The following is a 23,363-nucleotide window of genomic DNA, read 5'->3' as shown; positions in this document are numbered from 1 at the left end:
TTGTGGTGGTTGGTACGCAATGGTTTGTCCGCTTCGTGACGTGCCACAACTGCATGATCGGCGGCGGTCGGGGGGTGGTGGGGTGGGTGGGGAGCGGGGGTGGGATGCGCGGGTGGGGGAAGTTGTCGGAGGTCGGGTCTACAGTTGCCGGGGCGCACTCTCCGCGCTGGCACAACCGCTGGGCTCACCACAAAAGCGGACAGATCTTCCTCTTCGTTCTCACCCGGGAGTACACGGACCGTGGCCGACCGTTTGATCATCCGTGGCGCACGCGAGCACAACCTGCGTGACGTCAGCCTCGACCTGCCCCGGGACGCCCTTATCGTGTTCACCGGGCTGTCCGGGTCGGGCAAGTCGAGCCTGGCCTTCGACACGATCTTCGCCGAGGGCCAGCGTCGGTACGTCGAGTCGCTGTCGTCGTACGCCCGGCAGTTCCTCGGCCAGATGGACAAGCCGGACGTCGACTTCATCGAGGGCCTGAGCCCGGCCGTGTCCATCGACCAGAAGTCCACCTCGCGCAACCCCCGCTCCACCGTGGGCACGATCACCGAGGTCTACGACTACCTGCGGCTGCTCTTCGCGCGGGTCGGCGAACCGCACTGTCCGGTCTGCGGCGAGCGGATCTCCAAGCAGAGCCCGCAGCAGATCGTCGACCGGGTCCTCGCCATGGCGGAGGGGACGCGCTTCATGGTGCTCGCACCCGTGGTGCGGGGGCGCAAGGGCGAGTACGTCGACCTCTTCGCCGAACTCCAGGCCAAGGGGTACGCCCGGGCCCGGGTCGACGGCGTGGTGCACCAGCTCACCGACCCGCCGAAGTTGAAGAAGCAGGAGAAGCACACGATCGAGGTGGTCATCGACCGGCTCAGCGTCAAGCCCAGCGCCAAGCAGCGGCTGACCGACTCGGTCGAGGCGGCCCTCGGCCTCTCCGGCGGCCTGGTGCTGCTCGACTTCGTCGACCTGGCCGAGGACCACCCCGACCGGGAGCGTCGCTACTCCGAGCACCTCGCCTGCCCCAACGACCACCCCCTGGCGATCGAGGACCTGGAGCCCCGGGTCTTCTCCTTCAACGCGCCCTACGGCGCCTGCCCGGAGTGCACCGGCCTCGGCACCAAGAAGGAGGTCGACCCGGAGCTTGTCGTGCCGGATCCGGAGCGCTCGCTGCGGGAGGGGGCGATCCAGCCCTGGGCCACCGGCCACAACCTGGAATATTTCCTGCGCCTGCTGGAGGCGCTCGGCGAGGCGGAGCACTTCGACGTCGACACGCCCTGGCGGGCGTTGCCGTCGCGGGCGCAGAAGACGATCCTGCACGGCTCCGACGACCAGGTGCACGTGCGGTACCGCAACAAGTACGGCCGGGAGCGGTCGTACTACACCGGTTTCGAGGGTGTGGTGCAGTGGATCGAGCGCCGGCACTCCGACACCGAGAGTGAGTGGTCGCGGGACAAGTACGAGGGCTACATGCGCGACGTGCCCTGCGCGGCCTGCGGCGGTGCCCGGCTCAAGCCCGAGGTGCTCGCGGTCACCCTGGCCGGACGCAGCATCGCCGAGGCCTGCAACCTGTCGGTAGGCGAGTGCGCCGACCTGCTGGCCGGCATCGAGCTGACCGACAGGCAGAAGCTGATCGCCGAGCGGGTGCTCAAGGAGATCAACGCCCGGCTGCGTTTCCTGCTCGACGTCGGGCTGGACTATCTCTCCCTGGACCGCCCGGCCGGCACCCTCTCCGGCGGTGAGGCGCAGCGGATCCGGCTCGCCACCCAGATCGGCTCCGGGCTGGTCGGGGTGCTCTACGTGCTCGACGAGCCGTCGATCGGGCTGCACCAGCGGGACAACCACCGGCTGATCGAGACGCTGGTGCGGCTGCGTGGCCTGGGCAACACGCTGATCGTGGTCGAGCACGACGAGGACACCATCCGCACCGCCGACTGGATCGTGGACATCGGCCCCGGTGCGGGGGAGCACGGCGGGCAGATCGTGCACAGCGGCTCGGTGCCGGCGCTGCTGGAGAATCCGGAGTCACTGACCGGGGCGTACCTGTCCGGCCGGCGGGAGATCCCGACACCCACCGGACGCCGGCCGCAGACCCCCGGGCGGGAGCTGGTCGTGCACGGGGCCCGCGAGCACAACCTGCGCAACCTGACGGTGTCCTTCCCGCTCGGCCAGTTGATCGCCGTCACCGGGGTCAGCGGCTCGGGCAAGTCGACACTTGTCAACGACATCCTCTACGCCGTGCTGGCCAACCAGATCAACGGCGCGCGGCTGGTGCCGGGCCGGCACACCCGGGTCTCCGGCCTGGAGCACGTCGACAAGGTCGTCGGCGTCGACCAGTCGCCGATCGGCCGCACCCCGCGCTCCAACCCGGCCACCTACACCGGCGTCTGGGACCACGTACGCAAGCTGTTCGCCGAGACCACCGAGGCCAAGGTTCGCGGGTACGGCCCCGGACGGTTCTCGTTCAACGTCAAGGGTGGTCGTTGCGAGGCGTGTTCCGGCGACGGCACGATCAAGATCGAGATGAACTTCCTGCCCGACGTGTACGTCCCGTGCGAGGTCTGCAAGGGCGCCCGGTACAACCGGGAGACCCTGGAGGTGCACTACAAGGGCAAGACCGTCTCCGACGTGCTGGAGATGCCGATCGAGGAGGCGGCCGAGTTCTTCTCCGCCATCCCGGCCATCCACCGCCACCTCAAGACGCTTGTCGACGTCGGCCTGGGCTACGTACGGCTGGGTCAGCCCGCGCCGACCCTCTCTGGTGGCGAGGCGCAGCGGGTCAAGCTCGCCTCCGAGTTGCAGAAGCGCTCGACCGGGCGGACGGTCTACGTCCTCGACGAGCCGACCACCGGCCTGCACTTCGAGGACATCCGCAAGCTGCTGCTGGTGCTGGAGGGCCTTGTCGACAAGGGCAACACGGTGATCACGATCGAGCACAACCTCGACGTGATCAAGAGTGCCGACTGGCTCATCGACATGGGCCCCGAGGGCGGCCACCGGGGCGGCACGGTGCTCGCCACCGGCAGCCCGGAGGAGGTCGCCGAGGTCGCCGAGAGTCACACCGGGCAGTTCCTGCGTACCGTCCTCAAGCTCGACGGCGCGGCGAAGGGGGCCGTGGCGGCGACCACGCGGGCGGCGAAGGCGAACGGTAGCCGGGCCCGCAGCGGTCGGAAGACCACAGCTGGCGCGCGCTGACGGGGCGGGAAGTCGACCGCCGACCGGCACGCGGCGGTCGGCGGATGTCCGGCGGTCGGACGGCGCGCTCGGGTGGCCGATCGGGTGAACCGCCGGGCAGAGTGGTGCGTGCAGGGAGAGTAGCCACAGATCATGCACCGGAGTGACCGACGGAAGGGCGAGGCATGAGCGAGCCGCAGCGCAGCGCTGACATGAGCGACGATCAGGTGCCGGTCGGGCCTGGAGTGCGTACCCGCCGGGCGATGCTCACCGGCGCGGGAGCGGTCGGCGCGGCGGTGGTGCTGGCCGCCTGCGGCGGCGAGGGCGACGACGGCGCGGCGCCCAGCCCCGGACCGCAGGTCACCGACACCGGTGACGCCGGTGGCGGGGACCGTGCGGGGGCCCAGTCACTGGCGCGGACCACCGACATCCCGGTCGGCGGCGGCGCGGTCTTCGCCGCCCAGGGCGTGGTGATCACTCAGCCCAGCGCGGGTGACTTCAAGGGGTTCGATCCGATCTGCACCCATCAGGGTTGCCCGGTGTCGAACGTCGACGGCGGCACCATCAACTGCACCTGCCACGGCAGCAAGTTCTCCATCGAGGACGGCTCGGTCAAGGCGGGCCCGGCCACCACCCCGCTGCCGGCCAAGAACATCAAGGTCGACGGCGACCAGATCGCGCTGGCCTGAGGCCACCCGCCGGGCGCGGCCGGGACGGGGTCGTCCCGGCCGCGCCCGGTGGCCTCACTGGGCGTGGACCGACATCTCCCAGAGCGAGAAGCCGTAGGAGGTGCCCCGGGTCAGCCCGTACATCCGCACGTACCGGGCCGACTGCGGGGTGAAGGTGACCACGTCCGTACCGCCGTCCCCGGCGCTTGTCGACCAGACCTGCCGCCACGCGGCACCGTCGGTGGAGACCTCCACCCGGTAGGACCGGGCGTACGCCGCCTCCCAGGCCAGGGCCACCCGACCCACCTGGCGTACGGATCCGAGGTCCACCCGCAGCCACTGGTTGTCCGACCAGGAACTGGCCCAGCGGGTGCCCGGGTCACCGTCGACGGCGCGGCCGGGGCCGTGGAACAGTTGACTGCTGGAGGCGGTGGCCGGGCGACCGGCCGCCAGGTTCGTCAGGTCGTCGCCACGTCGGGCGGGGAACGACACCACCTGCTGGTAGGTGGGGCGGTTCTGCCAGGCGATCGTGGCGTGCTTGATGCCGCCCAGCGGTGACTGGATGATGGCGTCGGCGCACCACTGGTCACCTGCGGCGCAGGTCGAGTCGCCCGGATAGGTCTGCGCGGCCGGCGTGGCAGCCGCCGTGCGCAGCGTGTCGAGCAGGATCTGCCGGCAGGAGGCCAGGTTCCCGTTGCCGCAGAAGGTACGCCCCGGCCCTCCGGCGACCGGGTCACCAAGCACGGCCCGCAGGTCCTTGTCGACCCAGCCCCACCATCCGTACTGGAACGCCGAGCCCTTGTGCGTCTGGGCGCTGTTCGCCGACGACGGCAGGTTCGACACGTCGCCCTGCTGGTGGCCGGAGGGTGACTCGTTGACCTGGAGGGTGTTGACCAGGGACTGGTACAGCTCCGCGCCGAGCGGATCGCGGAACATGCCCCGCACCAGCAGCGGCCACCAGGCGTCGAGGGTCCGGATCGCCTCGGCGTGCTGGTAGACCTTGCTGCCCTTGGTTGTCTCCACCCGCAGCGCGCCGGCCTGCCGCCACGCCTTCAACCGGGCGATCTCGGCGGCCAGGGCGGTGTCGGTCACCGGCTGGCTCTCCAGCACCCGGATCAGCTCGCCGAGCACTTCGGCGCCGCGCAGGTCGGTCAGCCCGGCCCGCTGCACCAGCTCGGTCAACGTGGCCCGGTCGAACGTCCGACCCGCCGCGATGGCCGCCTTCACCGGCTTGTCCAGCAGGTCCCCGCGGTGCACGGCACCGAAGCTGAAGTTCCCGTCGGCGGCACCGAAGTCCTTGGCCTGCTTGTTGTTCCAGCTGACGTAGTAGTCCTGGTTGACCGACTGCGGGTGGGCCGACGCCGGTGCGTACCGGGCGGTGCCGGTGTCCGGGTCGAAGTCCTGCCACTCGTACGCCCGGTCGGCCTTCATCGGCAGGCTCGGGTTGGTGCCGGCGGCCCGCACCGGGTTGAGCCCGGAGTTGAAGTACGCCGACTCGGTGGAGTTGACGTAGAACCAGTTGAACGCGTACTCGACGTTGTTCGCCGAGGTGAGGAACGCGCTGGCGGAGCCCATCTGGGTCGGGTCGTTGTACATCTGGAAACCAATGGCGGAGTCGGCCTCCCGACCGTAGGTGGAGCGCAGTTGGGTGAAGGCGTGCGGCACCCCGCCGACGGTGCCCCGCCAGGCCACCAGGCCGAGCTTCGTACGCCAGGCGACCAGCTTGTACGACCCGGCTGCGGTGCTGTCGGCGACGGTCGGGCTCCACCTGTTGACGTGGGACAGCTCCTCCATCGCCAGGCACTGGCGACGGAACAGGTAGTGGTTGCTGCCCTGGGTCGGTGTGCCACCGCCAGGGACGCAGAGCGGCACCGCGTACGTGTCGGTGATGTCGTGCACGGAGGAGGTGGCGCTCCAGGCGTAGTCCTGGCCCCGGCCGAGCAGGACGTAGAGGTTGAGTCCGGCGAAGGCGGCACCCCGGGCGCTGATGCCCGGACCCTGCAACTCCTGAACCATCAGCAGTTGCGGGGAGAAATAGCCGGTCTGCGGCCCGAAGACCGCCACCGGGTGCCCGCTTGTGGAGTGCTCGGCGGAAATCACCGCCGCGTTGGACATGCCCCGGTGTGCCGGGTCGATGGTCAGCCCGGACAGCGCGGCGGCCAGCTCGGAGCTGCGGTTCGAGGTCGTGGCGGCGGTGGCGGAGCCGGTCGGGTCAGTGAGGACCGGCTCGACGCGGGCCGAGCCGGCGTCCGGCAGCACCACGCCGGGTGCGTCGGCGGAGGCGTCGCCGTACGGGAAGCTCTGCCCGTCGTGCAGGGTCAGCACGGTCTCCGGGTCGTTCTGCCCCCGGAAGCCGTTCCACACCCGGTCACCCTCCACCGGGCCGAACTTGGCCCGGGCGGCGATGCGGACCAGCGCGGACTGCATCTCGGTGCCGCCCCCGCCGCCGAACAGGCCACCTACGACACCGGCGATCGCGACCAGGTCGGTCATGACGAACGGCTCGGGCCCGCCGGCGTTGGTGATCGCGTCGAGGTGCCCGGTGAGCACGTACTCCCCGGGGCAGTTGCGGTTGGCCATGCAGGTGCGGATGTAGGCGTTGACCCCGGCGATGTACTCCTGCACGTCGGCGTGGAGCTGCTCACCGCGGCCACCCTTCTGCCGCAGCGCGGCGACCTGCGCCGCCAGGTCGGCCTCGGTGTACGGGGAGGTGCGCCAGACGCTCTGCTCCAGCGCCCGGTTGCCCGGCGCGCCGCCCGCGAACGGGGTCAGGGTGCCCCGGCCGACGTGCCGCAGCAGGTCCATGGTGAACAGCCGGTCCTCTGCTCCGGCGTAACCGGCGCCGAACATGGTGCCGGCGCGGGTGGTACCGGTGATGTGCGGTACGCCTGTTGCCCGGTCCCGCACGATCCGCACGTCTGAGCGGGGCGAGTAGTCGCGCTCCACCTGGCTGGGCGCGACGCCGAAGGAGGCGTCATTGAAGAAGGTGCCGATCTGGTCCTCGCGCAGCCCGGCGTAGCCGTAGACGAGGTCGGCGTACCTGTCGAGCTGGTCGGCGGAGTGTCGGGGCAGGGTGCCGAGGGCCTGGTTGCCCAGGATCTCGACAAGTGTGGCGTTGCCGTTCTGGCCGGGCGGCAGGATCTCCGAGCATTCGCCGAGGCAGTAGTCGTCGGCGGCGAAGGCGCTCGCGACGTTCGCCGCGAGGGCGGTCACGGTGCTGTCGGTCGGGGTGGCGGTGGCCGTGGTCGGGGCCGCGACGAGCAGGGCGGCGACGGCGGTGGCGGTCGTGGCACCGGCGAGCAGCCGGCGGAGGGGGCGGTGACCGGTCATGGCGATCCTCTGTGGACGGGGGATCGGGCGGGATCATTACATGAAGAACATTCGGTTACTGGATGGTAGGCCGCAGTGCCCGATATTGGAAGGCGTCGATCGGGGTGACGGGGTGCGGCCTCGGCCAGGGTGAGAACGGCCATCCAGGGATGATTCGGGCTGTCGGGGGCGGCGACTAATCTCGGAGTGTGGCTGATCCGTCGACCTACCGGCCCGCGCCGGGCACGATCCCCGAGGCGCCGGGGGTCTACCGCTTCTACGACGGCACCGGCCGGGTGATCTACGTCGGCAAGGCGAAGAACCTGCGCAGTCGGCTCAACTCCTACTTCGCCGACCTGTGGGGGCTGCACCAGCGCACCCAGCAGATGGTCACCACGGCCGAGTCGGTCGACTGGGTCACCGTGGGCACCGAGGTCGAGGCGCTCCAGCTCGAATACCTCTGGATCAAGCAGTACGACCCGAGATTCAACGTCCGGTACCGCGACGACAAGTCCTACCCCTACCTGGCGGTGACCCTCGACGAGGAATATCCCCGGCTCCAGGTGATGCGCGGGGCCAAGCGCAAGGGGGTGCGGTATTTCGGGCCGTACTCGCACGCCTGGGCGATCCGCGAGACGCTCGACCTGCTGCTGCGGGTCTTCCCGGCCCGCACCTGCTCCGCCGGGGTGTTCAAGCGGGCCGGTCAGGTCGGCCGGCCCTGCCTGCTGGGCTACATCGGCAAATGCTCGGCCCCCTGCGTCGGCAGCGTCTCCGCCGAGCGGCACCGAGAGATCGTCGACGACTTCTGCGACTTCATGGCCGGGCGCACCGACACCATGGTCCGCAAACTGGAACGCGAGATGGTTAAGGCCAGCGAGCAGTTGGAGTTCGAGCGGGCGGCCCGGCTGCGCGACGACATCGCCGCGCTGCGCCGGGCGATGGAGAAGCAGACGGTGGTGCTCGGCGACGGCACCGACGCCGACGTGGTGGCCTTCGCCGACGACCCGCTCGAAGCCGCGGTGCAGGTTTTCCACGTACGTGGTGGCCGGGTGCGGGGCCAGCGCGGCTGGGTGGTGGAGAAGACCGAGGAGCTGACCACAGGTGACCTGGTGCACCACTTCTGCACCCAGGTCTACGGCGGCGAGCACGGCGAGGCCGACGTGCCGCGCGAACTGCTGGTGCCCGAGCTGCCCGCCGACGCCGAGGCGCTCGCCGACTGGCTCTCCACCCACCGGGGCGGCCGGGTGACCCTGCGGGTGCCGCAGCGCGGCGACAAGCGGGCCCTGATGGAGACCGTCGAACGCAACGCGAAGGACGCCCTGGCCCGGCACAAACTCAGGCGGGCCGGTGACCTCACCACCCGCAGCAAGGCCCTCGACGAGATCACCGAAGCGCTCGGCCTGCGGACGGCGCCGCTGCGCATCGAGTGCTTCGACATCTCGCAGATCCAGGGCACCGACGTGGTGGCGAGCATGGTCGTCTTCGAGGACGGGCTGCCCCGCAAGAGCGAGTACCGCCGGTTCATCATCCGGGGGGCCACCGACGACCTCTCGGCGATGTCCGAGGTGCTGCGCCGTCGCTTCGCCCGCTACCTCGACGCGCGCGCCGAGACCGGTGAGGTGGGTGTCGAAGCCGACGCCCTCCCGGCTGAACTGGGCGCGACCGACGGCAGCGACGAGCCGCGGATCGGCGCGCTCGTCGACCCGACCACCGGCCGGCCGCGCAGGTTCGCGTACCCACCGCAGCTGGTGGTGGTCGACGGCGGCGCGCCGCAGGTCGCCGCCGCCGCGCAGGCCCTCGCCGAGCTGGGCATCGACGACGTGGCGCTGTGCGGCCTGGCCAAGCGGCTGGAGGAGGTCTGGCTGCCCGACGACGACTTCCCGGTCATCCTGCCGCGCGCCTCCGAGGGGCTCTACCTGCTGCAACGGGTCCGCGACGAGGCGCACCGCTTCGCCATCACCTTCCACCGGCAGCGCCGCTCCAAGCGGATGACCACCTCGGCGTTGGACAGTGTCCCCGGCCTGGGCGAGGTACGCCGCAAGGCGTTGCTGCGTCACTTCGGCTCGCTGAAACGCCTGTCCGCCGCCACCGTGGAGGAGATCACCGAGGTGCCCGGCGTCGGCCGCCGGACCGCCGAGGCGATCCTGGCCGCGCTCGGTGCGCCTACCCCCACCACCGAACCTCCCGCAAGCTGACAACTTCGGGGATGTTGCGGTGTCCGCAGCGCCTGGGACAGCAACATCCCCGAAGTTGCGCAGATCTTGATGTGGGAGGGTGGCACTCAGCTGGCGTCGGCGAGCACCCCGAGCAGTTGCTCGCCGTACTTGGCCAGCTTGTTCTCGCCCACGCCGCTGATCCGGGACAGCTCGGCCAGGGAGGACGGCGCGTCGGACGCGATCTGCCGCAGCGTCGCGTCGTGGAAGATGACGTACGCGGGTACGCCCTGCTCCTTCGCGGTGGCCGCCCGCCAGGCCCGCAGCCGCTCGAACGTGCCGGCCGCCTCCGCCGGCAGCTCGGCGACCACTGTGGCCGCGCCCCGGGGCTTGGCCGCCTTCGCCGGGCGTGCCGCCTCGCGGCGCAGCATCACGGTGCGCCGCCGGCCGAGCACCTCGCCGCTGGCGTCGGTCAGCGCCAGCGTGCCGTAGTCGCCCTCCACGGCGAGCAGCCCCTCGGCGAGCAGTTGCCGGACCACGCCGCGCCACTCCGCCTCGCTCAGATCGTCGCCGATGCCGAACACGGTCAACGAGTCGTGCCGATGCTGAGTGATCTTGTCTGTGGCGCGGCCGAGCAGGATGTCGATGCAGTGCCCGGCGCCGAATCGCTGGTTGCGCTCGCGGTCCAGCCGGAAGACGGTGGAGAGCAGCTTCTGCGCGGCCACCGTGCCGTCCCAGGACTCGGGTGGCTCCAGGCAGGTGTCGCAGTTGCCGCAGCCGCCGGTGGCCGGTTCACCGAAGTACTCCAGCAGTTGCGCGCGGCGGCAGCGGACCGTCTCGCAGAGCGCCAGCATCGCGTCGAGGTGGGCGGCGAGGTTGCGCCGATGCGCCAGGTCGCCCTCGGAGGTGTCGATCATCTTTCGTTGCTGCACCACGTCCTGGAGCCCGTACGCCAGCCAGGCGGTCGACGGCAACCCGTCCCGGCCGGCGCGGCCGGTCTCCTGGTAGTAGCCCTCGACCGACTTCGGCAGGTCGAGGTGGGCGACGAACCGTACGTCGGGCTTGTCGATGCCCATCCCGAAGGCGATCGTCGCCACCATCACCACGCCGTCGGCGCGCAGGAAGCGCTGCTGGTTGGCGGCGCGGGTGCCGGCGTCGAGACCAGCGTGGTAGGGCAGCGCGTCGATGCCGTTGGCGACCAGAAAGTCGGCTGTCTTCTCCACCGAGGCCCGCGACAGGCAGTAGACGATGCCGGAATCGCCGGGGTGCTCGTCGCGCAGCAGGGCGAGCAGTTGCTTGCGTGGTTCCCGCTTCGGCACGATCCGGTACTGGATGTTGGGCCGGTCGAAGCTGGCCACGAAGTGCCGCGCCGCGGTGAGGCTGAGCCGGGTGGCGATCTCGGACCGGGTGGCGCTCGTCGCGGTGGCGGTGAGCGCGATGCGGGGTACGCCCGGCCAGCGTTCGTGCAGCATCGACAGGTTCAGGTAGTCCGGCCGGAAGTCGTGACCCCACTGCGACACGCAGTGCGCCTCGTCGATGGCGAACAGGCTGATCCGCCCCCGGTCCAGCAAGCTCAGCGTGGCCCGGCTGGCCAGCGCCTCCGGCGCGAGGTAGAGCAGGTCGATCTCGCCGGCCACGAACTCCGCCTCGACCAGCCGACGGGTGTCCGGGTCGAGGGTGGAGTTGAGGAAACCGGCCCGCACCCCGACCGCGGTCAACGCGTCGACCTGGTCCTGCATCAGGGCGATCAGCGGCGAGATCACCACTGCGACACCGTCCCGGACCAGGGCGGGAATCTGGTAGCACAACGACTTGCCGCCGCCGGTGGGCATCAGCACCAGCGCGTCGCCGCCGGCCACCACGTGGTCGATGACCTCCCGCTGGAACCCCCGGAACGCGTCGTACCCGAAGACCCGCCGCAGTACCTCAAGCGTCGCTGTCACCTGCTCGGCGGGGGAGACCATCCGAGGATTCTACGAGCGGCTGATCTCGGCGTCCGATCCGTGGCGGTTCCGGTGCTGCCGGTTCGGCGTGTCGACCACCTGCGGTGCCACAGTTCGTAGCCGTGGGTGCTCACGGGGTGGGTGGGACGGGGACGCGTTTGGCCCAGCGGACGTCGCCGTCGGGGTCGACGTAGCAGAACGCCACGACCAGACGCGACGGGTCGGTCAACGGCAGGGCGCCGGGCACCAGTCGGAAGACGGCGATCAGGCTGCCGTCGGCGGTCGCGCGGGTGCCCACCGCGCCGACGTTGTCCGGGGTGGTGAACGTGCCCTCGGGCTCCTCCCGGGTGGCGGTGTCGGCGAGCCAGGCGTACCGCTCGGCCAGCACGTCGTACGCTCCGGCCCAGTTGGAACCGGTGCCGCCGTCGCGGTCCCAGCCGGCGTAGGGCTGCACCACCCGGGCGGGTTCCACCCGGGAGTCGAGCAGGATGACCTGGTAGTAGCCCTTCCGCGGCGGCCCGGACCAGCGCAGCCGCAACACCACCGACTGCCGGTCGGGGTCACCTATGACGTTGTCCACCGGCTCGGGCCAGCCCAAGGCGGCGACCGCGCCCGTCACCCCGTCCGGCTCCGGCAGCACCGCCTCGACGGTCACCGCCACCTGGTCGCCGCCGCGAGCCCATTCGCGTTCACGGTCGACGTAGCGGTCCACCGTGGCCAGCACGGCGATCGTGACCGACACCAGGGCAACCACCCAGCGCAGCCGCGCCCCGTGCCTGCCCATGGCCGGAGAATAGCCGCGTCGCGCGTCGCGCGCCGTCAGTCAGCCGACAGACCGCCGGCGCTTTCGGTGGCCCCTGCGGTGACGCGGCGGTGCGTCCCGCGGAGCCGGACACCGGCGAGCTAGAGTCGCTGCTTGACCATGCCCGGCCGGACCGGCCGGGGCAGCGCGGTTGGAGGTTTGACGGGTGGGCGAGGCGCACACGACCGGTCACCGTGCGGGCGTACCCGGTGAGCAGACCGGGGCGACCGCCGAGACGGACACCACACTGGTCGTGGTCACCGGCCTGTCCGGCGGTGGCCGCAGCACCGTGGCCCGGGCGCTGGAGAACGTCGGCTTCTACGTCGTCGACAACCTGCCGCAGGCCCTGCTGCTGGACATGGCCGAGCTGGCGGTCAAGGCGGGTGGGGCGGCCCGGCGTACCGCGATGGTGCTGGACGTGCGCTCCCGGGCCTTCTCCACAGATCTGGCCGAGGCGATCCGGGAGCTGAAGGAGCGTGGCTACGCCCCCCGGGTGGTCTTCGTCGACGCCGACGACGAGGTGCTGATCCGCCGGTTCGAGAGCGTCCGGCGCTCGCACCCGTTGCAGGGCGACGGCCGGCTCGCCGACGGCATCGCCGTCGAGCGGGGTCTGCTGGAGGAGGCCCGCGACCAGGCCGACGTGATCATCGACACCAGTCACCTCAATGTGAACCAGCTGCGCCGCCGGGTCGAGGAGCTGTTCGGCGGGGAGGACGCCCGCCGGTTGCGGCTGACCGTGATCTCCTTCGGCTTCAAGTACGGCCTGCCACCGGACGCCGACTTCGTGATGGACGCCCGGTTCCTGCCCAACCCGTACTGGGTGCCCGAACTGCGCGAGCACACCGGGCGCGAGGAGGCGGTGAGCGCGTACGTGCTCGGGCAGGAGGGCGCGGACGCCTTCGTCGACGCGTACGCGGACCTGGTCAACGCCACCACCGCCGGCTTCGAGCGGGAGGGCAAGCGGTACCTGACCGTGGCGGTCGGCTGCACCGGTGGCAAGCATCGCAGCGTGGCGATCGCCGAGGAGTTGGCGGCCCGGCTGCGCCGCTCCGGGCTGGCGGCCAACGCCCAGCACCGCGACCTGGGGCGGGAATGACGATCCGGGTGGTGGCGTTCGGCGGCGGGCACGGCCTGTCCGCCTCGCTGCGCGCGCTGCGCCGCTGCGCTCCCGAACTGGACCTGGACATCACGGCTGTGGTGACAGTCGGTGACGACGGCGGGTCCAGCGGCCGGCTGCGCGCCGAGCGGGGCGGGTTGCCTCCCGGCGACCTGCGGCAGGCACTCGTGGCGTTGGCCGGCGACCATCCCGCCACCCGACGCAGCGCGGGGCTGTTCCAGCACCGGTTCGCCGAGGTGACGGTCGCTGGCCGGGGTGACGGGCTGGCCGGGCACGCGGTCGGCAACCTGGTGCTCTGCGGCCTGATGGAGTCACTCGGCGACCCGGTGGCCGCGCTGGAGCACGCCGGCGCGATGCTCGGTGCGGTCGGCCGGGTGCTGCCGATGTCCCGTCAGCCTGTCGACATCGAGGCCCGGGTACGCGGAGCGGACCCGGGGCGTCCCGACGAGGTGTGCACCGTACGCGGACAGCACCAGGTGGCGGTCACCACCGGCCGGGTCGAGTCGCTGCGGCTCACCCCGCAGGCCCCGGCGGCGTGCGCGGAGGCGGTCGCCGCGATCGGCACCGCCGACTGGCTGATCTTCGGGCCGGGCAGTTGGTACACGAGCGTGCTGCCGCATCTGCTGGTGCCGCAGTTGGCCACGGCGATCCTGGCCAGCCCGGCGCGACGACTCGTCACTCTCAACCTGGCCGCCGAGAAGGAGACGCTCGGGCTCTCCGTCGCCGACCACCTGGCGGCGCTGCGCTGGTACCTGCCGGAGCTGACAGTCGACTTTGTGCTCGCCGACGCCAAGGCGGTGGGTGACCCCGAACCGGTCCACGGTGCGGCAGAATCCCTGGGAGCCCGACTGGTCCTCGCTCCCGTCGCGGTCGACGACGGCACTCCCCGTCATGATCCGGCTGCTCTGGGCGCCGCCCTGGTGCCTGTACTGGGCGCCGATCGTTAGACACGTACGTAATCTCCGGCGACACGCCGGAACCGGTCCGTGAGGGGACGCACAATGGCGATGACGGCTGCGGTCAAGGACGAGCTGAGTCGGGTCGACGTGCCCAAGCCCTGCTGCCGGCGGGCGGAGATGGCGGCGCTGCTGCGGTTCGCCGGTGGGCTGCACATCGTCTCCGGGCGGGTGGTGGTGGAGGCCGAACTCGACACCGGCGCGGTGGCCCGGCGGCTGCGGCGGGAGATCGCCGAGGTCTACGGCTATCCGAGCGAGATCCATGTGCTCGCCTCCGGTGGGCTGCGCAAGGGCAGCCACTTCATCGTCCGGGTGGTGAAGGACGGTGAGGCACTGGCCCGGCAGACCGGGCTGCTCGACGTGCGTGGCCGGCCGGTACGGGGACTACCGCCGCACGTCGTGGCCGCGAGCGTCTGCTGCGCGGTGTCCGCCTGGCGGGGGGCGTTTATGGCCCACGGCTCGTTGACCGAGCCGGGGCGCTCCAGCGCCCTGGAGATCACCTGCCCCGGGCCGGAGTCGGCGCTGGCGCTCGTCGGCGCGGCGCGGCGGCTCGGCATCACCGCCAAGAACCGGGAGGTACGCGGCGTCGACCGGGTGGTCGTCAAGGACGGGGACGCGATCGCCGCGCTGCTCACCCGCATCGGTGCCCACTCCAGCGTGCTGGCCTGGGAGGAGCGTCGGGTCCGGCGCGAGGTCCGGGCGACGGCCAACCGGCTGGCGAACTTCGACGACGCCAACCTGCGGCGTTCGGCCCGGGCGGCGGTCGCCGCCGCGGCCCGGGTGACCAGGGCGTTGGAGATCCTCGCCGACGACGCGCCAGAGCATCTGACCTCGGCCGGCCGGCTGCGGCTGGAGCACCGGCAGGCGTCGCTGGAGGAGTTGGGCGCGCTTGCCGACCCGCCGTTGACCAAGGACGCCATCGCCGGGCGGATCCGCCGGTTGCTGGCGCTTGCCGACAAGCGAGCCCGGGACCTGGGCATCCCGGATACCGAAGCGGCCGTCACGCCCGACATGCTCGTGGTCTGATAGGACGGTGGGGCGACCACCCGGCGCAGCGTGGCTCGGCGCGCTCGGATATGGTCGCTGCGTACGGCAAGGGGGCCGGCACCGGTGCTTCCCGCCGTACCCACCGCCTCGACGGCGGTCAGGTCCCTCGGACCGCGGCGGGGTGGCCGGGATGAACCGTCAACGGCCGGCTCCAACGGTCGGCGCACACCGCTTCGCCGGCCGAGGGTCTCCACGCCGGCGGACCAGAACGCGAGGAGATGGGACCTGTGACCATCCGGGTTGGCATCAACGGCTTCGGCCGGATCGGCCGTAACTTCTTCCGGGCAGTGCTGGCGTCCGGCGCTGACGTCGAGGTCGTGGCCGTCAACGACCTGACCGACAACGCGACGCTCGCCCACCTGCTCAAGTACGACAGCATCCTGGGTCGCCTCCCGCAGGAGGTCAAGGCCACCGCCGACGAGATCACCGTCGGCGGCAAGTCCATCAAGGCGTACGCCGAGAAGGACCCGGCGTCGCTGCCGTGGGGCGACGTCGGCGCGGACGTGGTCATCGAGTCGACCGGCTTCTTCACCGACGCCACCAAGGCCAAGGCGCACATCGACGGCGGGGCCAAGAAGGTCATCATCTCCGCTCCGGCGAAGAACGAGGACGTCACGGTCGTGATGGGCGTCAACGACGGCCAGTACGACCCGGCCAGCCACAACATCATCTCGAACGCCTCCTGCACCACCAACTGCCTGGCGCCGATGGCGAAGGTGCTGCACGACACGTTCGGCATCCAGCAGGGTCTGATGACCACCATCCACGCGTACACCCAGGACCAGAACCTCCAGGACGCGCCGCACAAGGATCTGCGCCGGGCCCGGGCCGCCGCGCTGAACATCGTGCCGACCTCGACCGGCGCCGCGAAGGCCATCGGCCTGGTGCTGCCGGACCTCAAGGGCAAGCTCGACGGGTACGCGCTGCGGGTGCCGATCCCGACCGGCTCCGCCACCGACCTCACCGTGACCGTCGGTCGGGAGACCTCGGTGGACGAGGTCAACGCCGCGCTGAAGGCCGCCGCCGAGGGCCCGCTGCGGGGCATCCTGACCTACAACGAGGACCCGATCGTCTCCGCCGACATCGTCACCGACCCGGCGTCGTGCATCTTCGACGCGCCGCTGACCAAGGTCATCGGCAACCAGGTCAAGGTCGTCGGCTGGTACGACAACGAGTGGGGCTACTCCAACCGCCTGGTCGACCTGGTGAAGCTGGTTGGTTCGTCCCTGTGAGTGCGAGGAGTGAGCTCGCGAGCCCCGCAGTCACGAACGGAGGATCAGCTCTGTGAGCATCCGTAACCTCGACGACCTGCTCGCCGAGGGGGTCTCGGGTCGGCGCGTGCTGGTGCGCGCCGACCTGAACGTCCCGCTTGACAAGCAGACCGGCGACATCAGTGACGACGGCCGGATCCGGGCGGTGCTGCCGACCCTCGGTGCGCTGACCGAGGCCGGTGCCAAGGTGGTCGTCTGCTCCCACCTGGGTCGGCCGAAGGGTGCGCCGGACCCGCAGTTCAGCCTCGCCCCGGTCGCCGGGCGGCTCGGTGAGCTGCTCGGCACGCCGGTGCACGCCGCCACCGACACGGTCGGTGAGTCCGCCCGGGCGACGGTGGCGGCGCTCGCCGACGGCGAGGTGGCGCTGCTGGAGAATCTCCGCTTCAACAAGGGGGAGACCAGCAAGGACGACGCCGAGCGGGCCGCCTTCGCCGACCAGTTGGCCGCCCTCGGCGACGTGTACGTCGACGACGCGTTCGGCGCGGTGCACCGCAAGCACGCAAGCGTCCACGACGTGCCCGCGCGGCTGCCGCACTTCGCCGGCCGGTTGGTGCTGCGCGAGGTGGAGGTGCTGTCGCAGCTCACCGGCGACCCCGAGCGGCCGTACGTGGTGGTGCTCGGCGGGTCGAAGGTCTCCGACAAGCTCGCGGTGATCGAGGCGCTGCTGCCGACCGTCGACCGGCTGCTCATCGGTGGCGGCATGTGCTTCACCTTCCTCAAGGCCCAGGGCCACGAGGTCGGGTCCTCGCTGCTGGAGGCCGAGATGGTGGAGACCTGCCGTAACCTGCTGGAGCGCTCCGAGGGCAAGATCATGCTCCCGGTCGACGTGGTGGCCGCCGACGCGTTCGCCCCGGACGCCGCGCACGACACCGTGCCGGCCGACGGCATCCCCAGCCACCGGGTCGGGCTCGACATCGGGCCGAAGACGGTGGCGGGCTTCGCCGCCGCGCTCAAGGGCGCCCGGACGATCTTCTGGAACGGCCCGATGGGCGTGTTCGAGATGCCCGCGTTCGCGCACGGCACCCGTGGGGTGGCCGAGGCGATTGCCGGCGCGGACGCGTTCAGCGTGGTCGGTGGTGGTGACTCCGCCGCTGCGGTGCGGGCCCTGGGTCTGGACGAGAAGGCCTTCGGGCACATTTCCACAGGCGGTGGCGCGTCCCTGGAGTACCTGGAGGGCAAGACCCTCCCCGGCATCGCGGCTCTGGAGAACTGATGGCGAGCGCTCCCCGCCGGCCGCTGATGGCCGGCAACTGGAAGATGAACCTCAACCACCTCGAGGCGAACCTGCTGGTGCAGAAGCTGGCGGCCAGCCTCACCGAGAAGCAGTTGACCGAGGTGGAGACGGTGGTGCTGCCACCCTTCACCGACCTGCGCACGGTGCAGACCGTGGTGGAGGGCGACAAACTGCTGATCGGCTACGGTGCGCAGGATCTCTCGCCGCACGCCTCCGGCGCGTACACCGGGGAGATCTCCGGCGCGATGCTGGCCAAGCTCGGCTGCACGTACGTGGCGGTCGGGCACTCCGAGCGCCGGCAGTACCACCGCGAGGACGACGCGCTCGTCGGCGCCAAGGTGCAGGCGGCGCTGACCCACGGGCTGACCCCGATCCTCTGCGTGGGGGAGGGGCTGGACATCCGGGAGCAGGGCACCCACGTGGCGCACTGCACCGACCAGCTCGACGCGGCCCTCAAGGGGCTCAGCCCGGAGCAGATCCAGCGGGTGGTTGTCGCGTACGAGCCGGTCTGGGCGATCGGCACCGGCAAGACGGCCACCCCGGAGGACGCCCAGGAGGTGTGTGGCGCGCTGCGGGCCCGGCTGGCCGAGACCGTGGACCAGGCCACCGCCGACGGGGTGCGGATCCTCTACGGCGGCTCGGTCAAGTCGTCGAACGTGGCCTCGATCATGGCGCAGCCGGACGTGGACGGTGCCCTGGTGGGCGGCGCCAGCCTGGACGCCGAGGAGTTCGCGAAGATCTGCCGGTTCCCGGAGCACATCACCGGCTGATCGCTCGCTATCCTTGACTCCGCCCGTCCGCCGGTCGGTGCCGCCGTGCCCGATCTGCCCGGGCGAGGATCGTAACGAGAGGACTGACCCCCGCCATGCCGCTCTGGTTCGCCTACACGTTGATCGTGTTGCTGGTCATCACCAGCTTCCTGCTCGTGCTGCTCATCCTGCTGCACCGCGGCAAGGGCGGTGGAATGTCCAGCATGTTCGGCGGTGGCGTCAGCTCCAGCCTGGCCGGCTCGTCGGTGGCCGAGAAGAACCTGGACCGCTACACGGTTCTGGTGGGCATCGTCTGGTTCGCCTGCATCATCGGGCTCGGTCTCTGGCTCCGGCTTGAGGTGGGTACGGGCGTCTGATTCGACCCCACAGGCGTACAATCTGCGCGCGGTCCGTCACCCGACGGGCCGCGCGCAGTCCGTTTCACCCGCTGCACCGCGTCGCCCGCCGTCCACCCCTACCGACGGCGGTCCCCTCCGACGACAGGAGTCAGCGCCGTGCCGAACGGCCACGTCATCCGGGGCGCCCGCGTCGGGTCCGCGCCCCCACGTCCCCCCGAACGCCACCAGCCGGTCCCGTGCCGGTCGGTCAGCTACTGGTGTCGCAACGGGCACCGCACTGACATCCGGATCGTCGCCGACGTGGCGGCCCCGACCGTCTGGGACTGCCCCCGCTGCGGGTTGCCCGCAGGCCAGGACGCCCAGGATCCGCCGGGCCGGACCCGGGCGGAGCCGTACAAGACCCATCTGGCGTACGTGAAGGAACGGCGTACCGATGCCGAGGGGGAGGCGATCCTCGCCGAGGCCCTCGCCGCCCTGCGTAACCGGCGCGGCGGGGGGTGATCACGCCGTCCCGGCACGTCGAGGGTCATCGACGTGAATGCCGAGGTCTTATGCTCACGCAATGGCTATGACCAGTTACCGTGCGGGGTTGATCAGCGGGGCGCTCGCGATGGCCTTCGTGGGCAGTTCCGCTGCCGTCAGCCCGCTGCTCACCGACTATCCGGTGTTGACCGGTCAGGCGTGGCGCTACGCGGCCGCGGCTCTACTGCTGCTGGGCTACCTGTGGCTGCGCCGGTTGCCGTGGGTCCGGGTGGGCAGGTCGGACTGGGCACGACTCGTCCTGCTCGCCGCAACAGGTCTGGCAGCGTTCAACGTGTGCCTGCTCCAGGCCGCCCGGCACACCGACCCTCCGGTGCTCGGTGCCATCGTCGGGGCGGCTCCGCTGGTGCTCGCCATCATCGGGCCGTTGCTGGCGGGTCGTCGGCCGTCGCTGCTCGTGGCGACATCGGCGGTGATCGTGGTGGTCGGCGTCGGTACCGTCCTCGGCGGGGGACACTTCAGTCTGCCCGGCGTGCTGTGGTCCCTCGGCGCGTTGGCCGGTGAGTGCCTCTTCTCCCTGCTCGCCGTCCCGCTGCTGCCCCGGCTCGGGCCGGTACGGGTGAGCGCCTACACCTGCGCGCTCGCCGGTGTCATGCTCGCCCTGGCCGCCCTGCTCGTCGAGCGAAGTGACGTCGCCACCGTGCCCACAGGCGTGGAGGTGCTGTCGCTCGCCTTCCTCGCGGTCTTCGTCACCGCTGTGGCGTTCGCCCTGTGGTATGCCGCAGTCGGGTCGCTGGGAGTGGACCGTGCCGGCCTGCTGGCGGGCCTCGTCCCGGTGGCTGCCACCCTCATCGCGGTCGGGATCGACACCACGACACTGTCGCTCCAGGTCCTGCTCGGTGCCGTGCTTGTCGGGGCGGGTGTGAGCCTGGGCATGCTCCCGCCCCGGCGTCGACCCGGCGGCGGGGAGGCCGGCCGCGGGGGACAGCGGCCGGCCAGCCGCCGGTCAGCGCAGGTTGAGCAGGTCGGCGGATTGCCGTAGCGCCTCCGCCGCCTGATCGGGGGCGATGCCGTCCACCACGCACGCGAGCAGCAACACCCGGCGGGTGTCCGCCCGGACCGCCTGGTGTACGCCGTCGCGGTGGGCGAAGAGCGACAGCACCCGAGCGTCGTCGGCCAGGATCAGCCGGTCCGGCTCCACCGCCACGTCCTCCTGGGCACCGATCGGTCGCAGGCGTTCGCCGCCCTGACTCAGGGCCAGCCGGACCGGACCGGAGAGCCGCTCCGCGTCGAACACACCGAGCGCGACCATCGTCGCCACCGCTGTCACGTTCACCGCGTCCACAGTGGAATTGATCTTCGGCCAGTTGCCCAGCGGTTTCGTCCGCAGGCCGCGCTCGACAAGTGCCTGAATCGACGGCGGCTGGCGGTCCGGGTCCACGCCGATCTGCCGGGAGAAGCGTCGGTAGGCGTCGATCGCCTGGTGTGCGCGGATCTCCGCCTTCGCCACCCCGTGCCACAGGCCGTGCTGCTGCGTCCAACGCTCCTGCACCTCGCGTGCGATGGCGTCACCACCGCCCACCTCGGCCTCGACACACAGCACCCTGACGTCGGGGAATGCTGCCGCGACCTGCGGGGAGACGGTGACCTCGGCCATGGGCAGGTGTGCTTGAGCGGTCATCGCACAGCCTCCAGAAGTTGCAGCGAATCGCCGACCTGCAAGCTTAGGTCCTCGGCCGTGATGATGCGTTCGGTGTCGATGAGGATGTTGTAGTGGTTGGGCCAGTGGCACTCGTCGAAACCGGCGACGGTGCCGATCCGCTGCCCGTTGCAGACCACCACGTCGCCCCGCTGCACGACGGTGGCCGTACTGAACTCGGCGAACCCGAGGAAACCGACAGCGTCCACCCGGTCACCTGGCCGGCTCGGCTGGTCCGTGGTCGTCACCAGCTCGTGGATCTCACCCTGTCGGACGCACCGCGACAGCCACTGTGACATCGTCATGCCGCGTTCGTCGCGCCTGTGGAACAACAGCTTCACGAACCGCGCCATTGTCGGTCGCTTCGACGGCGTACGCAGCCGTGGTTCCTTGCGCCGGGCGATGGCGTACGCCTGCTCGACGAGAGCGACGATGTCCGGACCCGCGTCGGTGTACGCGTCACCGAGCGACACCACGTGCCGGAAATCCGCCATGATCGCGGCGTATTCGTGGTCGAGAGAGGACTTGAACCCGGGGAATCCGGCAAGCATGTCGGCCGACCGGACCGAGCCGTCCTTGCCGTACACGGTGATGTCCTTGACCTCGCCCGACGGCAGAGCCCAGTCCAGTTCGACGGTGACCGGCACGCCGCTGAGGGAGCGCAGGTGGAGTTCGGCGCAGAACTCCACCCCACGACGGACGTCACCGATGGTGGCGTCGACAAGTTCCAGGTCGCCGACGATCGTGCGGACCGCGTCCAGCGCGTTCGGGCCGTTGTCGATGACACAGCCACCGCCGCCCAGATCCTGGTCGAGGTACCACGCCTCAGATCCAGTGTGCTCCTCGATGCGCTCGGAGTAGCGGCACACCAGACGTTCGATGTCCTCCGGATCGCCCACTCCGAGGCGCAGCGCGGCCACGTTACGGTTGTACCGCCGGTGGAAGGCGGTGAACAGCGTCCGACCAGCCTCCCGCGCCAACGCCATGAGCATGTGTGCGTCCGCCAGCTGCACGGTCATCGGCTTTTCGCAGCACACGTGCACCCCGGCGCGTAGCGCGTCGGCGGCGACCTCGGCGTGCACCGCGTTCGGCAGGGTCAGCACGACCGCGTCGACCAGACCCGAGGCGAGGAGTTCGCGGTGGTCGGTGTAGGTCGCGACGGCACGGCTGCCGTCGGCGAAGTCCACGAGCTTCGCGTCGTTGCGATCACAGACGGCGGTCAGAGTGAGGTGCTCGTCGTCCTCGATGGCCCGCAGGAAGTACGGAGCGATCACCCCGAGGCCGATGACCCCGATCCTCATGCCGGTCCCGCCTCGGCCAGCGCGACCGGGACTGTCACGTCGAGTTCGGCACCGAGCCGTACCAACTGGACGGCGACGTGGTGCGGGAGCCGGATCCCTTCGGCGTACGACGCCGCGGCCCGCTCCGCCTCCGGAGCCCCCGGGTAGGTCACCCGCTGTCCGGGTGCGGCGGGCGACGACGACACCGTGTCCAACAGCGTGCGGGTCTCGGTCTTGAAGCCGTCCGCGACGCCGAACGCCGCGGGGTCGATCACGAGGGCGACCTGGCCGATGTTCACGTCCTCGGCCGGTTCGGTCTCGGTGAGCGCCTGCGGCCGGGGCCCGTACGCGGCTCCGGCCAACGGTCCGCACAACAGGTCGACAAGCAGCGCGAGGCCGTACCCCTTGGCGCCACCGGTCTGCGCGGTGCCGCCCAGCCAGGCCACGTCGGCGTGCCCGTCGAAGTACGCGTCGGGGTCGGTGGTCGTCGACCCGTCGGCGGACACCAGCCAGCCCTCGGGGACCTGCCGTCCTTCGCGCTGAGCCGCCCGGATCTTGCCGGTGGCCACGGCTGTGGCGCTCATGTCCAGGACGAACGGCGCACCGTGAGAGACCGGCACCGCCGCGCTCAGCGGGTTGGTGCCGAGCAGCCGCTGCACGCCGCCCAGCGGCGGGACGACACCCTGTGCGCCGCAGTTGGACATGACGATCCCGATCAGACCGTTGGCGGCGACCCGGCTGGCGTAGTAGCCGGCGCTACCGAAGTGGCTGCTGTTGCGTACCGTCACCATGCCGAGGCCGAGTTCCCGCGCCTTGGCTGCGGCCAGGTCGACGGCGGTCACCATCGTGACGGCTCCCAGGCCGTTGTCGCCGTCGACGACGGCCGTGGTCGCGGTCTCGACCACGACCTTGGGTTGCGCGTCGGGTCGGATGCTCCCGCTGCGCAGGCGAGGGGCGTAGATCCCGGCCAGCGCGTTGGTGCCGTGGGTGGTGAAGCCGTGGATGTCGGCGTAGCAGATGACCTCGGTGGCCGTCGTCGCCGCCGGCTCGTCGAGTCCACATCGCAGCAGTACCGTCCGTACGAAGGCGGTGAGCTGGGTGTGCTCGACCGTCACGCTGTTGGCCATGTCTCTC

18 protein-coding genes are annotated in these 23,363 nt (G+C 71.0%); 12 read left to right on the top strand and 6 right to left on the bottom strand.

Annotated features, from left to right (window positions below; all coding sequences use genetic code 11):
* Positions 1–240: 240 nt before the first annotated feature.
* Positions 241–3,183, top strand: a complete 2,943-nt coding sequence (gene uvrA / locus Van01_RS25245; RefSeq protein WP_204012539.1) for an excinuclease ABC subunit UvrA — start codon at positions 241–243, stop codon at positions 3,181–3,183.
* A 191-nt stretch (positions 3,184–3,374) separates the two neighbouring features.
* Positions 3,375–3,851 carry a Rieske (2Fe-2S) protein gene (locus Van01_RS25240; protein WP_204012545.1) on the top strand — a complete coding sequence of 159 codons (477 nt, stop codon included), beginning with the start codon at positions 3,375–3,377 and terminating at the stop codon, positions 3,849–3,851.
* A gap of 54 nt (positions 3,852–3,905) precedes the next feature.
* On the opposite strand, the gene Van01_RS25235 is transcribed toward Van01_RS25240, so the two are convergent.
* Positions 3,906–7,160 (bottom strand): penicillin acylase family protein, encoded by a 3,255-nt coding sequence (locus Van01_RS25235; protein WP_204012538.1) that lies wholly within the window; start codon positions 7,158–7,160, stop codon positions 3,906–3,908.
* Positions 7,161–7,348: 188 nt separating this feature from the next.
* Between Van01_RS25235 and uvrC the strand changes: the two genes are divergently transcribed.
* Positions 7,349–9,334 (top strand): excinuclease ABC subunit UvrC, encoded by a 1,986-nt coding sequence (uvrC, locus tag Van01_RS25230; RefSeq protein WP_204012537.1) that lies wholly within the window; start codon positions 7,349–7,351, stop codon positions 9,332–9,334.
* 86 nt (positions 9,335–9,420) lie between these two features.
* Here the strand turns inward: uvrC and recQ are convergent, their stop codons facing one another.
* Together recQ and Van01_RS25220 are read right to left on the bottom strand one after the other, a co-directional pair.
* The gene (gene recQ / locus Van01_RS25225; RefSeq protein WP_204012535.1) at positions 9,421–11,256 is read right to left on the bottom strand and encodes a DNA helicase RecQ; all 1,836 of its coding nucleotides are present in this window, start codon (positions 11,254–11,256) and stop codon (positions 9,421–9,423) included.
* A gap of 109 nt (positions 11,257–11,365) precedes the next feature.
* A complete protein-coding gene (locus tag Van01_RS25220) occupies positions 11,366–12,019 on the bottom strand; it encodes a hypothetical protein (protein WP_204012533.1) in 654 nt (217 codons plus the stop codon).
* A gap of 265 nt (positions 12,020–12,284) precedes the next feature.
* Here Van01_RS25220 and rapZ point away from each other — a divergent pair, with 265 nt between their 5' ends.
* The 9 genes from rapZ (at position 12,285) to Van01_RS25175 (ending at position 20,292) form a co-directional block, all read left to right on the top strand.
* Positions 12,285–13,133 (top strand): RNase adapter RapZ, encoded by an 849-nt coding sequence (gene rapZ / locus Van01_RS25215; RefSeq protein ID WP_099851059.1) that lies wholly within the window; start codon positions 12,285–12,287, stop codon positions 13,131–13,133.
* Positions 13,130–14,101: a gluconeogenesis factor YvcK family protein gene (locus Van01_RS25210; protein WP_204012530.1), complete on the top strand. Its 972-nt coding sequence runs from the start codon at positions 13,130–13,132 to the stop codon at positions 14,099–14,101. Before rapZ ends, Van01_RS25210 begins: the two co-directional genes overlap by 4 nt.
* Positions 14,102–14,155: 54 nt before the next feature.
* Entirely contained in the window at positions 14,156–15,136 is a 981-nt protein-coding gene (gene whiA, locus Van01_RS25205) for a DNA-binding protein WhiA (protein ID WP_093401454.1), read from the top strand.
* Positions 15,137–15,384: 248 nt separating this feature from the next.
* Positions 15,385–16,389, top strand: a complete 1,005-nt coding sequence (gene gap / locus Van01_RS25200) for a type I glyceraldehyde-3-phosphate dehydrogenase (protein WP_204012527.1) — start codon at positions 15,385–15,387, stop codon at positions 16,387–16,389.
* 52 nt (positions 16,390–16,441) lie between these two features.
* Positions 16,442–17,641 carry a phosphoglycerate kinase gene (locus Van01_RS25195; RefSeq protein WP_204012525.1) on the top strand — a complete coding sequence of 400 codons (1,200 nt, stop codon included), beginning with the start codon at positions 16,442–16,444 and terminating at the stop codon, positions 17,639–17,641.
* Positions 17,641–18,432 (top strand): triose-phosphate isomerase, encoded by a 792-nt coding sequence (gene tpiA, locus Van01_RS25190; protein ID WP_204012523.1) that lies wholly within the window; start codon positions 17,641–17,643, stop codon positions 18,430–18,432. The genes Van01_RS25195 and tpiA overlap by 1 nt, the downstream gene beginning before the upstream one ends.
* 95 nt (positions 18,433–18,527) lie before the next feature.
* Positions 18,528–18,788 (top strand): preprotein translocase subunit SecG, encoded by a 261-nt coding sequence (gene secG, locus Van01_RS25185; protein WP_099844816.1) that lies wholly within the window; start codon positions 18,528–18,530, stop codon positions 18,786–18,788.
* Positions 18,789–18,926: 138 nt separating this feature from the next.
* Positions 18,927–19,271, top strand: coding sequence for an RNA polymerase-binding protein RbpA (locus tag Van01_RS25180; protein WP_204012521.1), 345 nt, complete (start codon positions 18,927–18,929; stop codon positions 19,269–19,271).
* Between the two features lie 67 nt (positions 19,272–19,338).
* The gene (locus Van01_RS25175; protein ID WP_204012518.1) at positions 19,339–20,292 is read left to right on the top strand and encodes a DMT family transporter; all 954 of its coding nucleotides are present in this window, start codon (positions 19,339–19,341) and stop codon (positions 20,290–20,292) included.
* Here Van01_RS25175 and Van01_RS25170 read toward each other — a convergent pair.
* The 3 genes from Van01_RS25170 to Van01_RS25160 are packed head-to-tail and all read right to left on the bottom strand — an operon-like array spanning position 20,257 to position 23,356.
* Entirely contained in the window at positions 20,257–20,931 is a 675-nt protein-coding gene (locus Van01_RS25170) for a B3/B4 domain-containing protein (protein WP_204012516.1), read from the bottom strand. The two genes, Van01_RS25175 and Van01_RS25170, sit on opposite strands and share 36 nt — an antisense overlap.
* Positions 20,928–22,250, bottom strand: a complete 1,323-nt coding sequence (locus Van01_RS25165; RefSeq protein ID WP_204012513.1) for a Gfo/Idh/MocA family protein — start codon at positions 22,248–22,250, stop codon at positions 20,928–20,930. Before Van01_RS25165 ends, Van01_RS25170 begins: the two co-directional genes overlap by 4 nt.
* Complete coding sequence (locus Van01_RS25160; RefSeq protein WP_204012510.1) at positions 22,247–23,356, bottom strand: Ldh family oxidoreductase; 1,110 nt, start codon at positions 23,354–23,356, stop codon at positions 22,247–22,249. Before Van01_RS25160 ends, Van01_RS25165 begins: the two co-directional genes overlap by 4 nt.
* Between the last annotated feature and the right edge of the window lie 7 nt (positions 23,357–23,363).

The organism is Micromonospora andamanensis, from assembly GCF_016863495.1.
GTDB classification, from domain to species: Bacteria; Actinomycetota; Actinomycetes; order Mycobacteriales; family Micromonosporaceae; genus Micromonospora; species Micromonospora andamanensis.
The sequence above is the reverse complement of the archived record's forward strand: the minus strand, read 5'-3'. Positions and strand labels throughout refer to the sequence as shown.

What these genes read in the sequence shown, in the direction of transcription:
- Van01_RS25240 (WP_204012545.1), top strand. Translation starts at nt 3,375, where the DNA reads ATGAGCGACGATCAGGTGCCGGTCGGGCCTGGAGTGCGTACCCGCCGG.
- Van01_RS25160 (WP_204012510.1), bottom strand. Translation starts at nt 23,356, where the DNA reads ATGGCCAACAGCGTGACGGTCGAGCACACCCAGCTCACCGCCTTCGTA.
- whiA (WP_093401454.1), top strand. Translation starts at nt 14,156, where the DNA reads ATGGCGATGACGGCTGCGGTCAAGGACGAGCTGAGTCGGGTCGACGTG.
- tpiA (WP_204012523.1), top strand. Translation starts at nt 17,641, where the DNA reads ATGGCGAGCGCTCCCCGCCGGCCGCTGATGGCCGGCAACTGGAAGATG.
- Van01_RS25210 (WP_204012530.1), top strand. Translation starts at nt 13,130, where the DNA reads ATGACGATCCGGGTGGTGGCGTTCGGCGGCGGGCACGGCCTGTCCGCC.
- secG (WP_099844816.1), top strand. Translation starts at nt 18,528, where the DNA reads ATGCCGCTCTGGTTCGCCTACACGTTGATCGTGTTGCTGGTCATCACC.
- Van01_RS25235 (WP_204012538.1), bottom strand. Translation starts at nt 7,160, where the DNA reads ATGACCGGTCACCGCCCCCTCCGCCGGCTGCTCGCCGGTGCCACGACC.
- Van01_RS25220 (WP_204012533.1), bottom strand. Translation starts at nt 12,019, where the DNA reads ATGGGCAGGCACGGGGCGCGGCTGCGCTGGGTGGTTGCCCTGGTGTCG.
- Van01_RS25165 (WP_204012513.1), bottom strand. Translation starts at nt 22,250, where the DNA reads ATGAGGATCGGGGTCATCGGCCTCGGGGTGATCGCTCCGTACTTCCTG.
- Van01_RS25175 (WP_204012518.1), top strand. Translation starts at nt 19,339, where the DNA reads ATGACCAGTTACCGTGCGGGGTTGATCAGCGGGGCGCTCGCGATGGCC.
- Van01_RS25170 (WP_204012516.1), bottom strand. Translation starts at nt 20,931, where the DNA reads ATGACCGCTCAAGCACACCTGCCCATGGCCGAGGTCACCGTCTCCCCG.
- recQ (WP_204012535.1), bottom strand. Translation starts at nt 11,256, where the DNA reads ATGGTCTCCCCCGCCGAGCAGGTGACAGCGACGCTTGAGGTACTGCGG.